General features: G+C 65.0%; 10 protein-coding genes. 6 read left to right on the top strand and 4 right to left on the bottom strand.

Annotated features, from left to right (window positions below):
- Window positions 1-11: 11 nt before the first annotated feature.
- Entirely contained in the window at window positions 12-782 is a 771-nt protein-coding gene (locus EYF70_RS25460; protein ID WP_131147881.1) for an aldolase/citrate lyase family protein, read from the bottom strand.
- Between the two features lie 367 nt (window positions 783-1,149).
- Between EYF70_RS25460 and EYF70_RS25455 the strand changes: the two genes are divergently transcribed.
- The 6 genes from EYF70_RS25455 (at window position 1,150) to EYF70_RS25430 (ending at window position 9,732) form a co-directional block, all read left to right on the top strand.
- Window positions 1,150-1,815, top strand: coding sequence for a response regulator (locus EYF70_RS25455; RefSeq protein WP_131147880.1), 666 nt, complete (start codon window positions 1,150-1,152; stop codon window positions 1,813-1,815).
- Window positions 1,805-3,199, top strand: coding sequence for an ATP-binding protein (locus EYF70_RS25450; RefSeq protein WP_131147879.1), 1,395 nt, complete (start codon window positions 1,805-1,807; stop codon window positions 3,197-3,199). The genes EYF70_RS25455 and EYF70_RS25450 overlap by 11 nt, the downstream gene beginning before the upstream one ends.
- Window positions 3,200-3,284: 85 nt before the next feature.
- A complete protein-coding gene (locus EYF70_RS25445) occupies window positions 3,285-3,722 on the top strand; it encodes a YgiW/YdeI family stress tolerance OB fold protein (RefSeq protein WP_131147878.1) in 438 nt (145 codons plus the stop codon).
- A gap of 101 nt (window positions 3,723-3,823) precedes the next feature.
- The gene (locus EYF70_RS25440) at window positions 3,824-4,777 is read left to right on the top strand and encodes an MYG1 family protein (RefSeq protein WP_131147877.1); all 954 of its coding nucleotides are present in this window, start codon (window positions 3,824-3,826) and stop codon (window positions 4,775-4,777) included.
- Between the two features lie 132 nt (window positions 4,778-4,909).
- On the top strand, window positions 4,910-6,430 hold the full coding sequence (locus tag EYF70_RS25435; RefSeq protein WP_218943725.1) for a carboxylesterase/lipase family protein: 1,521 nt from the start codon (window positions 4,910-4,912) through the stop codon (window positions 6,428-6,430).
- Window positions 6,431-6,528: 98 nt separating this feature from the next.
- Window positions 6,529-9,732, top strand: a complete 3,204-nt coding sequence (locus EYF70_RS25430; RefSeq protein WP_131147876.1) for a DUF3427 domain-containing protein — start codon at window positions 6,529-6,531, stop codon at window positions 9,730-9,732.
- Window positions 9,733-9,762: 30 nt separating this feature from the next.
- On the opposite strand, the gene EYF70_RS25425 is transcribed toward EYF70_RS25430, so the two are convergent.
- The 3 genes from EYF70_RS25425 to EYF70_RS25415 form a co-directional block, all read right to left on the bottom strand.
- Complete coding sequence (locus tag EYF70_RS25425) at window positions 9,763-12,069, bottom strand: putative bifunctional diguanylate cyclase/phosphodiesterase (RefSeq protein WP_174800429.1); 2,307 nt, start codon at window positions 12,067-12,069, stop codon at window positions 9,763-9,765.
- Between the two features lie 327 nt (window positions 12,070-12,396).
- Window positions 12,397-12,795: an MmcQ/YjbR family DNA-binding protein gene (locus tag EYF70_RS25420; protein ID WP_229420552.1), complete on the bottom strand. Its 399-nt coding sequence runs from the start codon at window positions 12,793-12,795 to the stop codon at window positions 12,397-12,399.
- A gap of 126 nt (window positions 12,796-12,921) precedes the next feature.
- A complete protein-coding gene (locus tag EYF70_RS25415; RefSeq protein ID WP_131147875.1) occupies window positions 12,922-13,569 on the bottom strand; it encodes a LysE family translocator in 648 nt (215 codons plus the stop codon).
- Window positions 13,570-13,728 lie beyond the last annotated feature (159 nt).

Here is a 13,728-nt window from a genome sequence, read left to right as displayed (position 1 = left end):
AGATGGATTGGTCAGGCGACGTTCTTGAACCTGGCGGCCAGCTGCTCGGCGCCGCGCGCCAGCAAGCCCGTATCGCTGCCGACGGCGATGAAGTCCACCCCTTGCTCGATCCAGCGGCGCGCCAGTTTTTCGTCCGACGCCAGGATGCCGGCCGGCGTTCCGGTGGCGCGGATGCGCGCCAGCGCGTCGTCGATCGCCGCCACCACGTCCGGATGGCCGATCTGGCCGATATGGCTCATGCTGGCCGCCAGGTCGCCGGGGCCGATGAAGATGCCGTCCACGCCGTCAACTGCGGCAATCGCTTCGATGTTGGCCAGGGCAGCGGGTGTTTCCACCTGCAGGATAACGCACAGCTGTTCTTCACAGGCATGCGGGTAATCCTTGATGCGGCCGAAGTCCGAGGCGCGGGCCGCGGCGGCGTAGCCGCGCACGCCCAGCGGCGGATAGCGGGTGGCCGCCACCGCGTTGCGTGCCTCGTCGGCGTTTTCCACGAAAGGAATCAGCAGGGTCTGCGCGCCGATATCGAGCAGCCGCTTGATGACCACCGTGTCGTTCCACGTCGGCCGCACGATCGGGTGGGTGGCGCCGCGGGCCACCGCCTGCAATTGCGAATGCACCATCGGCAGCTCGTTCGGCGAGTGTTCGGTATCGATTAGCAGCCAGTCGAAGCCGGCATTGGCCAGCACTTCCACCGTCACGTGGCTCGACAGGCCGGACCACAGGCCCAGTTGCATCCGGCGATCGCGCAGCGCTTGCTTGAAAGGATTCACGGGCACATTCATGTCTTCCTCCATAAAATGTCATATGACGTCATACAACCAGAGCGAGAGCCGCCTGTTGCGTGAGGTCATGTATAAGACATAAGATACTTATTAAACAACGGGTAACGTAATTTCATCAGCCTTGAGGTGGTGCATCCATGCAAGATAGACACCACAATACCATGTATTTGTACGACGTCATACAACTTAAACTTTAGATAATTTGATATGGCTCAATATGGCTGCAGGCAATTTCTGCCGAATTTATTCTTTAAGATTCGCTTCACCTCGGCGCTGCACAGTTGCCGGGTCCGGCATACTGCCGACGCGGCCATTCGTATCTCCTGCCGTATTTTTGCAGTCTCTTCTTTTGCGATCCGGTTTCCACATGCGCATCCTCCTGGTCGAAGACGACACTTCCCTTGGCGACACCATCCAGGCCTGGCTGCGGCTGGACCAGCACGCGGTCGACTGGGTGCAGCGCGGCGATTCCGCGCAAACGGCGCTGATGACGCACCGCTACGACTGCGTGCTGCTCGACCGTGGCTTGCCGGGCCTGTCCGGCGACGCACTGCTGGCGCAGCTGCGCGCGGAAGGCAATCACGTGCCGGTCATCCTGATCACCGCCTTCAATGCGCTGGCCGACCGGGTGGAAGGGCTGGACCTGGGCGCCGACGATTACCTCGTCAAGCCGTTCGAGCTGGAAGAAATGTCGGCCCGCATCCGCGCCGCCGTGCGCCGCGGTGCCGGCCAGGTCAGCAACGAACTGGTACACGGCGACATCGCCATCAATCTCGACACGCGCCAGGCCACGCGGGCCGGCCAGCCGGTGGCCCTCACGGCGCGCGAGTACCACGTGCTGTATGCGCTGCTGCTGCGCCGGAACAGCATCGTCACCCGCGCACAGATCGAGGAAACGCTGTATGGCTGGGGCGATGAAGTGGAAAGCAATGCCATCGAGGTGTACATCCATAACCTGCGCAAGAAGCTGGGCAGCGACAGCATCGTCACCGTGCGCGGCCTGGGGTACCGGATGAAGAACGATGGCGGCTAGGAGCGCGGGAGAAGCGCCGGTGGCGCGGCGGCCATGGTCGCTGCGGCGCCGCCTGCTGGCCGCCATCGTGGCCGCCAGCACGGTGCTGTGGCTGGCCAGCCTGGGCATCGTGACCGTGATCGCCTGGCAGGAAACCAACGACGTGTTCGACGATGCGCTGGAGGAATCGGGCTACATGCTGATGGCCGCCACCACCGACTGGGACGAGCGGGGCCTGCTGGCGCAGGCCCGCCCTGGCGGCGCGCAGGCCCGCAAGGTGGACATGCAATATCAGGTCGTCGTGGCGGGCCGGGTGATCCAGCGCACGGGCGGTGCCCCGGCACAGCCTTTCGTGGCGGACTTCGATGACGACGACGGCTTTGCCGATGTCGAGGTGGCGGAGCGTCGCTGGCGCGTGTTCGTGGTGCGCGACGCGGCCCGCAATGTCGAAGTGCAGGTCGGCCAGAAGCATTCCAAGCGCTTCGACATCCTGGAAGAACTGGCCGACCACCTGCTGCTGCCGGTACTGGGCTTCCTGGCGCTGCTGGCGCTGGCCTGCTGGCTGCTCACGGGCCGCGTCTTGCAGCCGCTGCGCCGCACCGCATCGGCCATCGCCGCCAAGACGCCGGACGACCTGGCACAGGTGCCGCTCGAAGGCCAGCCGAAGGAATTGCTGCCGATCGTGCAGGCGCTGAACGGCGTGCTGGCGCGGCTGGACGCGGCGCTGCAGGCCGAGCGCCGCTTCACGGCTGATGCCGCGCACGAACTGCGCACGCCGCTGGCCGGCCTGCACATGCACGTGCAGCTGCTGCAGCGCCAGCATCCCGACCTCGCCGGCCCGTTCCGCAAGCTGCGCGACGATATCGGCCGCGTCACCGCGCTGGTGGACAGCCTGCTGGCGCTGGCGCGCATGGATCCGCTGTCGCGCGAACAGCTGGTGCGCGAACCGGTGGCGCTGGCGCCCCTGCTGGAGCGGGTGCGCGCCACGCATGCCGGGCAAGCGGCGCAGCGCGGCATCGCGCTCACGGTGCGCTGCGGCGTCGATGCAGTGGACGCCAACCCGCAGATGCTGGAAATCGCGGTACGCAATCTGGTCGACAATGCGCTGCGCTATTGCCCGGACGGCAGCCGGATCGACATCGAAGCGGCCGGCACCCCGGAGCAGGCATGGATCGCCGTGCGCGACAACGGGCCCGGCGTGGACCCCGCATCGATGGCGCGGCTGGCGGAACGCTTCTTCCGCGTGCTGGGGCAGGGGCAGGCCGGCAGCGGGCTGGGGTTGTCGATCGTGCGGCGGATCGCCGAGCTGCATGGCGGCACGCTGTCATTCGGCCCCGGGCTGGATGGGCGCGGGCTGGGCGCGACAGTGAGCGTCATGGAACCTGGCCACCGCATGGCACCTTAAGATTCCATTCATGTCCGGCCGGTGTAATGCGTCCATGCCCGCCGCAAGCGGCGGATACCAGGCAACCTACATCGGAGGATTTACCATGAAACGCTTCATCCAACTTTCCTGCATCACCGCCGTGCTGGCCGTTTCGGCCGTCGCCATCGCCCAGACTGGCGGCTACACCGGCCCGTCCGCCGCTCCCACCGCGGCGGCTCCGGTGGCTGCCGCCAAGGCCGCGCCGGGTGGCTATTCCGGCCCGTCGAGCGTGCCGCTGATGAGCGCGAAGGACTTGCTGGCCAACGGCAAGGACGACCAGCAGGTGCGCCTGAAGGGCAAGCTGCTGAGCCACAAGGGCGACGAGGAATATGAGTTCGCCGATGCCAGCGGCAAGATCACCGTGGAGATCGACGACAAGCTGTTCCCGGCCGGCATGAAGGTCGATCACACGACCGAGGTGGAACTGGTCGGCGAGTTCGACAAGGAAATGATCGGCGAATCCAAGCTGGACGTGGATCAGCTGAAGATTGCCGGGAAATAAGGCACGGCACGCCTGCCCTTGCCCGGCACGGGCAAGGGAGCCGACCCGGTATCATCACCATGAAGGCCGCAATCGCGCGGTCACGCTACCGGAGAGTTTTCATGGTGATCGTCACCCACAACGGCAAATTCCACGCGGACGACGCGTGGGCCGCCGCCGTCCTGTTCGTCCTGTTCCCGGACGCTGAACTGGTCCGCACGCGCGACCCGGCCGTCATCGAGGCGGCCGATTTCGCGGTCGACGTCGGCGGCATCTGGAACCCGGCCGCCGGCCGCTTCGACCACCACCAGAAAGGTTTCGATGGCGCCCGGCAGACCGGCGTGCCGTATGCCAGCGCGGGCCTGGTGTGGCGCGAATACGGCGCCCGCTGCGTGAGCGCGCTGGCTGCCATGCACACCGGCCAGCAGCTGCCGAACGATACGGCGCGCGAGATCGCCTACGCCATCGATGCCGACATCGTGCAATACCTCGACCTTTCCGATGTCGGCGCCGCGAAGAACGCACCGGGCGGCTATGGCCTGTCGGCGGTGATTTCCGGGTTCAATCCCAACTGGCTCGACGAGCAAAGGCTGGGCTACGACGGCGCGGCCGATGTCTACCGGCTCGAGCAGTTCCGGCGTGCCATGGCCCTGTTGACGGATATCCTGGTCAACGCCGTCAAGTACCGCGTCGGCGCCTTGCTGGCGGTGGAGCAGGTGCGCGATGCCGAAGTGCTGGCCGATGGCCGGCTGCTCTTCCTGCGCAACAGCGCGCTGCCATGGACCCAGGTGGTCCGCAAGGAAATGCCGAAGGTCCTGTTCGTGCTCAGCCACAGCATTGCCGAAAACCGCTATATGCTGCACACCATCCCGGTCAGTCCGGAGAGCTTCGCGGCGCGCGCCGACCTGCCGGCACCATGGGCGGGGCTGCGCGACGCGGAACTGGCCGCGGTCACCGGCGTGCCGGATGCCACGTTCTGCCACAACGGCCGCTTCATCGCTGCTGCCAGGTCGTACGAAGGCGCGTATGCGATGGCGATGCTGGCGCTGCAGGCGGTCGATGCCGGCGAGCGTTAAGCCGCCGTTGGCACATCCGGCAAAATCGACATCGCAACTCGCCGATTTTGTACTATTGTCAAGAGATAAGCCGGGTTAGCATTCCTCACCGCCGCGCGCCCGTGTGCGCGGCACACCTGGAGGAATGAATCGATGGGATTTCGTGCGATCCGGCCGGCCATGGGATGCCTGGCCATTTTCTGGTGCACCGCCGGGCATGCCGCCCAGCCGGCGGGAACGGTGCAAGTCACCGGCGGCGCGATCGCCGGCTCGCAAGCCGGCGCCATCAAATCCTGGCTGGGTGTTCCCTTCGCCGCGCCCCCCGTCGGCAACCTGCGCTGGCGCGCGCCGCAGCCGGTCGTGCCATGGCAGGGCGTCAGGCAGGCACGCAGCTTTTCGGCGGCCTGCTCCCAGACCGCCGAGTGGATCACGCATCCCAAGAGTGAAGACTGCCTTTACCTGAACGTCTTCGCGCCCGACCGGGCGGAGAAGCTGCCGGTGCTCGTCTGGCTGCATGGCGGCGGCTTCTACGGCGGTACCGCCGCGCAGCCGCTGTACGACGGCAGCAACCTGGCCAGGCGCGGCGCGGTCGTCGTCACGGTCAACTACCGGCTCGGCGTCTTCGGTTTCTTTTCCCACCCTGAACTGACGGCGGAGTCGCCGGACCAGGCGTCCGGCAACCAGGGCATCCTCGACCAGGTCGCCGCCTTGCGCTGGGTGAAGGACAACATCGCGGCCTTCGGCGGCGATCCGGACCGCGTGACGATCATGGGTGAATCGGCGGGTGGCGAGTCGGTGGCGATCCTCGTCGCCTCGCCGCTGGCGAAAGGGCTGTTCCAGCGCGCCATCGCGCAGAGCGGCAACGACGGCTTGCCGATGGATGCCGGCGAACACCACCGCTTCGCCAGCAAGGCCGCTGCCGAAGCCAAGGGTCTTGCTTTCGCCAAGGCCGCTGGCGCCGAACGCCTGGCCGGCTTGCGCGCCATGAGCGCCGAGGCCCTGCAAAAGCCCGCCTGGCTGCCGCGCACCTTCGTCGACGGATACCTGCTGCGCGAAGACCTGACCAGTACCTACCGCCACCGCCGCCAGAACGACGTTCCCCTGCTGGTGGGCTGGAACGCCGAGGAAGGCAAGGACCTGGCGCCGGAAATCCTCGGCACGGACAAATTCACCGCGGCCAGCCATCGCGGCCTGGTGGCCAGCCTGCTGGGCCACGCGCCTTCCGCGGCACTGCTGGCCGCCTATCCCGGCACCACGGATGCGCAGGCGAGGGCATCGATCGACCAGCTCACCAATGACTGGTGGGGCTGGCGCATGGTGCACTGGGCAGCGTTGCACGCGAAGCACGGCAGCGCGCCTTCGTATGCCTACTACTTCGCCCACCGGCCCGCCGAACCGGCCACGCCGTGCGGCTACGGCTGCGGGGCAGGGCACGGCGCGGAAATCCAGTACGTGTTCGACAACCTGCACCTGGATGCGCGGGCGTGGACCGCGGCGGACCGGCAACTTGCCGCGCGGCTGGCCGACACGTGGGTGGGTTTCGCGCGCACCGGGAAGCCGGACGGCAAGGGCTTGCTCGCCTGGCCGGTGTTCGATGGCGGCAACGCGAGCATCATGCAGATCGGCGGTAACGGGGCGGTAACGCTGCCGGATTTCTCGCTGTTTGCGCGGTGATGGGAGTGAGCTGGAGGCTTGCTGAATGAGGCATTGGAATTCCATAAGGAAATTCTTGCGCAGGATATACTTTTGTCTTTCCTGCTGAAGTCTGCGCGATGGCCAACTTGCTGCCCGACGGTCTCTACGACCAATTGCTCACCGATGAGCTATCGAAACAAATCGCGCAGCATCGTGCCGACCATTTGACGCTGGGTGATCTCGGCGAACAGGCAGCACCGCAAAAGCTGGTCGATGCTTTGTCCGAGCAGCTCGGAAAAATTCTGCTGGACTTGCCAGCTGAGCATGGCGATGACGAGGAGGTCGACGTTCGGCGATCACGAGTCGACGCGCAGCTGGAACTCATCAACGCGGTACTGGTCAGCCTGCGCCAGCAACTGAACCAGCGCTACCCGGACGGCGACCATGCCGACACTGTGCGATTGTTGAGCAGTCCCGCGCGGCGCCTGACATCGGTTCATCGGCAGAGACCAGCGCCTGCGTTGCCGGATACGGGTGTTGCGGCACCGTGGCTATTCGCGGCATCCAAAACGTCGCCATCGCTGCTGAATGAATTGCGGCACGAGCTGAGCAGCAGTGATCGTGTCGATATCCTGATGAGTTTCATTACGGTTTCGGGGATCCGCAAGATCCGCGACATTTTGCAGAGCATTACCGCTGTCGGCGGTAACGGGCAGTCCATGACGCGCCTGCGAGTACTGACAACGACCTACATCGGCGCGACGGAAGCGCAGGCGCTGGATGAACTGGCGCGCCTGCCCGGTTGCGAAGTGCGCGTATCGCTGGATGGGCGACGCACCCGCTTGCATGCCAAGGCATGGATTTTCGAGCGCGACAGCGGCTTTGGCACCGTGTACGTCGGTAGCGCCAACCTTACCCAGGCCGCCATGGCCGGAGGGTTGGAGTGGACCGCCAAATTTACCGAGCGTGGCCAAGCCGAGATGTATGCGCAGGCTCGCGCCCATTTCGAAACGCTTTGGCACGATAGCGAATTCGTTGCCTACCATCCCGACAACGAAGGTCATCGTGCCGCGCTCGACCAGGCGATCGCGCGCGAGCGTGGCTACGACAAGGATTTCACTGCGCCGCACGTCTTGAGCTTTTTCGATTTGCAGCCGAAGAATTACCAGCGCGAGATGCTGGAGCAATTGCAGGCAGAGCGAGAGCATGGCCGCCAGCGCAATCTGGTGGTGGCAGCCACCGGCACCGGGAAAACCGTGGTCGCGGCATTCGATTATCAGCGTACGTGCACGCAAGCGGGCGGCCGGCCACGCCTGCTGTTCATCGCGCACCGCGTCGAGATATTGCAGCAGGCGATCCGTACCTATCGCGAAGTGCTCAGGGACCCCAGCTTTGGGCAGCAACTGGCGGGCGGCATCAGCCTGGACAGCCCGGACCACCTTTTCGTAACGATTGACAGCCTGCACTCGCAGGATCTGATCGGCCGGTATGGTGCGGACCACTGGCACACGGTTGTGTTCGACGAATGCCACCGCATCGCGGCGGCCAGCTTCGACGCGGTAGCGACGCGCATCAAGCCAGTGATCTTGCTGGGCCTGACGGCGACCCCTGAACGCAGCGATGGCAAGCCCATCCTTCATTATTTCGACTGCCGTCCGGATGGCAGCCCTGCGGTGGAAATGCGCTTGTGGCACGCGCTGGACTTGCAACTGCTGGCGCCATTCGAGTATTTCGCCTGCGATGACGATACCGACCTGCGTAACGTGCCGTGGAGCCGCGCCGATGAGAAGAAGGCGCTGGACAAACTTTTGACCGGCAATGACTTTCGCGCCCGGCTGATCATGAACGAGTGGCGCCGGCTGTGCGCCGATCCAGGGAAAAGCCGGGCTATTGCGTTCTGCGTGAGCGTGGATCATGCCATGTTCATGACGGAGAAGTTCAACCGTGGTGGCTTGCCAGCGATGTGCGTGACCGGACAATCGAGCCGCGAAGAGCGCGAGACGGCGCCGCGCAAGCTGGAAAATGGCGATGTATGCATTCTGGTGACGGTCGATCTTTACAACGAAGGTGTCGACTTGCCGATGGTCGACACCTTGCTGATGCTGCGTCCAACGCAAAGCCCGGTGCTTTTCCTGCAGCAGATTGGCCGGGGACTGCGGCTCTTCAAGGGCAAAGAGAGCTGCCTTGTCCTCGACTTCGTCGGGCAACACCGGAAGGAATTCAGATTCGATCATTTGCTCGGCCAGCTGACTGGAATGAGCCGGCGCCAGCTCCTGGACGGAGTGGAGCATGGTTTCAGCAGGCTGCCGGCAGGGTGCCACCTGCAACTGCAGAAGCGCACGCGCGACCAGGTGCTGGCCAGTCTGCGTGTCCTCATCAACCACAACTGGCGTCGCCTTGTCAGCGAGTTACAGACCTATGCCAACCTGCATGGCTCCAATCAGATCAGTCTGCCCCGTTTCTTGCACGAGCAAACGTTAAGCGTGGGTGAGATTTACCGCAGCACCGGTCGGAGCGGCTGGACGGCGCTGCAGCGAGCGGCGGCACTGTGTTCTGGGCCGGAAGGACCGGAAGAAGAGTACTTTGGCCGCCGCTTCAGTGCGCTGTTGCATATCGATGACCCAGAGCACATCGCGATGATGCAGGCGCTCGCGCAGCCATGCCCGGAAAAACTGCTGGAGAATCCCCGCAGTGCGTTGCGAATGCAGATGCTTGCCTACCAGGTCGACGGCACTGCCGATCGTGTTGGCAGTGGACGTGATTTCCTGGCCCGTCTCCAGCAGAACCCCCACTGTTTAAGCGAACTTGGTGAACTCGCCCAGGTGCTGGAGGCGAACGCACTGCCGCACGGAACGCGGGTTCCTGGAATGGAAACCGTGCCGCTGTGCCTGCACGCGCATTATCGGATCAGCGAGATACTCACGGCAGTTGGCTATTTCACCGCGGAGAAGCGGCCGCGTTTCGGTGAAGGCGTGCTGCGCCTTCACGAGCGCAAGACCGAACTGCTGTTTGTCACGCTCGACAAGCGTAGCGGCTATCACGATGCCATTTCCTACCATGACTATGCCCTCAGCCACGAGCTGTTCCATTGGCAGACCCAGAACAGCTGCAGCCCGGAGAGTGCGAGCGGGCAGCGATACCTGCAGAGCGTTGGTGCGCAGCGCAACGGCTGGCAGTTCCAGCTGTTTGTCCGCAGTGACAAGGAAAGCGCATACCTCGCATGCGGTCCGGTAACGTTGAAAAACGCCCACGGAACTCGCCCGATGAACATCCAGTGGCAGCTTGAAAAAGCACTGCCAGCGGCAGCGTTCGCGCAGTTCAGTATCCTGCGCGCGGCCTGAGGAGGTTGCCGTGGCGGGGGCGGCGCCCGCTTACCGCCCCGCCTCGTCCGGCACCGCTTCGCCAAGCCTCGCCAGCTCGGCCAGCACGTCGGCCAGCGGCTTCGGCCGGGCGAACAGGAAGCCCTGCATGTGCGGTGCGCCGTTGGCGGTGAGGTAGCGTGCCTGCTCCTGCGATTCCACGCCTTCGGCCACCACGCGCAGGCGCAGCTGCGCGGCCATCGCCAGGATCGAGCGCACGATGGCCGTGCCGTCCGCATCGCCCGGCGTTTCGTGGATGAAGCTCTTGTCGATCTTCAGTTCGTACAGCGGCATGCGCTTCAGGTAGGCCAGGTTCGAATAGCCGGTGCCGAAATCGTCGATCGAGAAGCGTACGCCCATGCCGGCGAGTTCCTGCATGCGCGCGATCGTTCCGTCGCGGTCGCCGACGACGATGCCCTCCGTGACTTCCAGGATCAGCTGGTCCGGCGGCATACCCGTTTCCGCCAGCTGGCGCTGCACCGTGGCGACGAAATCGGCCTGCCGGAATTGCGTGGGGCTGACATTGACCGACAGCGGCATCGCATGGCCCAGCGCCGCCAGCTGCTGCCATGCCAGGCAAGCCTGGCGCAGCGCCCATTCGCCGAGCTGGACGATGAGGCCGGTGGTTTCCGCGAGCGGGATGAAGACATCCGGCGGCACCATGCGGCCGTCGGCGCGGCGCCAGCGCATCAGCATTTCGGCGCCGGCCGGGCGGGCGTCGGCATCGAACTGCAGCTGCAGGTGCATCGACAGCTCGCCGCGCCGGAAGCCATTCGCCAGGTCGCGCTCGAGCGTCAGCCGCTCTTCCATCTCGGCGCGCATGGTCGACTCGAACAGGGCCACGCCATTGCGGCCGTTGGCCTTGGCGCGGTACATCGCCGTATCGGCTTCGCGCAGCAGGTCGTCGGCGCTCTGGCCGGGGCGCAGCAGCGCGATGCCGATGCTGGCCGACGTGCTGTAGTGCTGGCTGTCGATGGCGACCTCGCGGGCGAGCGCCATGCCGATCGCCTGCGCGCGGGCCGTCGCCGCCGCGGCCACGGCGGCGTCGTCGCCGGCGATGCCGGTCAGCAGCACCACGAATTCGTCGCCGCCCAGGCGCGCCGCCATGTCGTCGCCGCGCACCAGGCTGGAGATGACCTGGGCGGTATTGCGGAGGAGGTCGTCGCCGGTGGCGTGGCCGCGCGCGTCGTTCACGTACTTGAAATGATCGAGGTCGATGAACAGCAGTGCGCCGTGGGCGCTGCCGGCCTGCGCCAGCCGGATGTTGAGCTGTTCCATGAGGCGCCGCCGGTTCGGCAAGCCGGTCAGCACATCGTAATAGGCCAGCTGGTGGATCGCGTTGGCGGCTTTCTTGCGCTCGCTGATGTCGCGGCCGACGATCACCCAGTGCGTGTGCGCGCCGGTTTCGTCGCGGAATGGCGAGATGTCCAGCTCGACCCAATGGGCCGCGCCGGACTTCGCATGGATCTGCAGTTCGCTCGACAGGCCCTCGCCGCGCGCCATGTGGCTGGCGATGCGCGCTGCCTCCACGGGATCGGTTTCCGGCCCGGAAAACATCGTCATGCTGCGGCCGAGTACTTCTTCGCGCGTAAACCCGGTGCCGCGCAGGAATGCATCGTTGGCGAAGATGATGGGCTGCGGCCGGGCCGGGTCGGTACTCGCGCGGGCGATGATGACCCTGTCGTTGAGCTGGGCCACGGCGGCGGCGGTGAGGCGCAATTCCGCGTTTGCCGCGTGCAGGGCATTCTTGCCTTCCTCGAGCGATGCCGCGAACTGTTGCAGGTCGGCCAGCGACTTCGTCACCTTTTGCAGCAGCGTTCCGCAGCACACGGTGATCATGGTGCCGATGAACAGGAAGTTCAGCGTGGCCAGGATCGTCGCCACGAAGCCGTCCGGTGGAAAACCGGCAAGCTCCGGCCGTGCCAGTCCGGTCAGGCCCAGCACGAGGATCACGAGGCCGCTGCCGGCCACGGCCACCAGCGCCGGGCGCATGCCCAGCAGCACGACAGCGAACACCGATGGCGCCATCAGGAAGACCTGCGCCACGTATCCCACATTGATCATCAGGCCGATCGAGGCAAAGAACACGATCGCGATAAAGTTCACCACGCGCGCCCGGTAGGACAGCCGCCGCATGCGCCAGAGCGCGCCCAGCCAGGCCAGCGCGACGATATCGACGGCGATCATCGGCCACATGTCATTGCGCACGGCAAGCACGATGCTGGGCACGGCCGTGATGATGCCCAGCACGAGCACGATGGCGATCATGCGGGAGATGATCTCGCTGCGCCAGTGTGCGATATCGCTATCCGGCGTCACGGGGTGCCTTCGGTATAAAGATGCAATGATGTATTCATTGCGTTGCCATTTTCTTTGATGAAAAAAATCGCGCCCGACCTGGGAGATGCCCAGGCAGCGCCGATTGCAGCGACTGTGGCGAGCGGTAGCGCCATTGACGCGGCGGCTATTTCGCGCGGCCGGTGGCGCCGTGGCGCGCACTATGCCAGCATAGCCCCGATTTCAACAAAGCAGGCGAAACACTGTTCGCAACAGTGCAAGCTGCCGGACCATCTCGTCATTTTTCACCCACGCCGGGCAGCGCGGGCAGGGCATGAGCGCATCGCAATGCGATGGCCCGGAAAGGAGTCAGCGCTTGTGCCGTGCCTTGCCATATGACCATTCGACCAGCTCGGCCAGATAGCCGGCGGGGAACTGCTCGACCTTGACGATGGTGATCCAGTGAAAACGCCCCATGTAGCGCGCCGGCTTCACCCCGGGCACGCCGGTCAGCTCGACAAAACGGTCGGGCGAGACACGCATGCTGAACCGCCATTTCTCGGGCTCGCTCGTCTTGAAGTAGGCGAACTTCTTGCCGCCCACGTAATAGGTGAGGACGTTGCCGGGTTCGCCGTAAAGCGTTTCGGTCACGCCATCGAATTCCCGGCAAAATGTTTTCAGCTCTTCGACGTTCATGGCGGCAGGAAGGTTCGGGTGATGGATTTCCATCGATGGCAGAGTGTAGTCGAGCTCCAGCAGGATTGTCATGCACGGGTGGGATCGGCTATGGCCGATGCATGTGCTTGCGGCTTGCACATGAAGAGCGCGTGGCGGGAGCGAGGTTGCCAGCGCATGTCGGCCAGCGACGAGTCGATGTGGCGGTATCCCTGCATATCAAGGCGCCGACCTCATCAGCATTGCCACGCCGAACGCGAGGAACATGACCGCGCTGAGGCGCGACAGTACGCGGGCGGTGCCGGGCTGGCTCAACCACGTCCTGGCCCTGGCGGCCAGGCCCGCATACAGTCCGTGGACAAGAATGAGCACCGCGCAGTATGTCGCGATGGCCAGCGCGTGCCACACCGGCTGCCCAGCCGCATTGGCTGCGGCTTGCGGCAGCACGGACAGGAAAAAGAACAGCGATTTGGGATTGCAGACTTGTAGCAGCGCGCCTGCCACCAAGCGCTTGCGTGCCGCCCCGATATCGTCTTCCCTTGCCACGTGCAGGCCATTGCTGCCGCAAGAAGCAATGCTGGCTTGCGGGGTGCGCCGCCAGGTCTTGAACGACAGGTAGAACAGATAGGCGGCGCCCGCGTAGGTGAGCAGCACGAACAATGGTGGCGCGAGCCGGGACAGCAAGCCGATACCGGCCGAGGACACTCCCGCCATGACGGCCGCGCCGAGCGCGAGTCCCAGCACGCCATGCATCGCAGCGCGCCAGCCGCGCGCGATCGCATTGTCCAGTGTCATCAGCACGCCGGGGCCGGGACTGGCGACCGTGACCACGACCATGGCAACAAACATCCCGTACGTCCCGCCCATCGTTCATTCCTTTTGTCTGGCCCATCCCGGCCGCGTGCAACGCGGCGGCCCGGAATAGCCGGGCTGCATGAGCGGGCATGATGACGATCGCCGTGGCGGCGATCAAACGAGACTTTGGTATTATCCGTTGAGTTTTTCTCAACACCCGCAAGGAGACCC

This window comes from Pseudoduganella albidiflava, assembly GCF_004322755.1.
Classification (GTDB): domain Bacteria; phylum Pseudomonadota; class Gammaproteobacteria; order Burkholderiales; family Burkholderiaceae_D; genus Rugamonas; species Rugamonas albidiflava.
Note: the sequence above shows the minus strand (reverse complement) of the source record. Positions and strands in the feature narration are given on the sequence as shown.

Excerpts from the sequence above, each read along its gene's own strand:
- EYF70_RS25460 (WP_131147881.1), bottom strand. The coding sequence starts at position 782 with ATGAATGTGCCCGTGAATCCTTTCAAGCAAGCGCTGCGCGATCGCCGG.
- EYF70_RS25455 (WP_131147880.1), top strand. The coding sequence starts at position 1,150 with ATGCGCATCCTCCTGGTCGAAGACGACACTTCCCTTGGCGACACCATC.
- EYF70_RS25445 (WP_131147878.1), top strand. The coding sequence starts at position 3,285 with ATGAAACGCTTCATCCAACTTTCCTGCATCACCGCCGTGCTGGCCGTT.
- EYF70_RS25435 (WP_218943725.1), top strand. The coding sequence starts at position 4,910 with ATGGGATTTCGTGCGATCCGGCCGGCCATGGGATGCCTGGCCATTTTC.
- EYF70_RS25430 (WP_131147876.1), top strand. The coding sequence starts at position 6,529 with ATGGCCAACTTGCTGCCCGACGGTCTCTACGACCAATTGCTCACCGAT.
- EYF70_RS25415 (WP_131147875.1), bottom strand. The coding sequence starts at position 13,569 with ATGGGCGGGACGTACGGGATGTTTGTTGCCATGGTCGTGGTCACGGTC.
- EYF70_RS25440 (WP_131147877.1), top strand. The coding sequence starts at position 3,824 with ATGGTGATCGTCACCCACAACGGCAAATTCCACGCGGACGACGCGTGG.
- EYF70_RS25420 (WP_229420552.1), bottom strand. The coding sequence starts at position 12,795 with ATGACAATCCTGCTGGAGCTCGACTACACTCTGCCATCGATGGAAATC.
- EYF70_RS25450 (WP_131147879.1), top strand. The coding sequence starts at position 1,805 with ATGGCGGCTAGGAGCGCGGGAGAAGCGCCGGTGGCGCGGCGGCCATGG.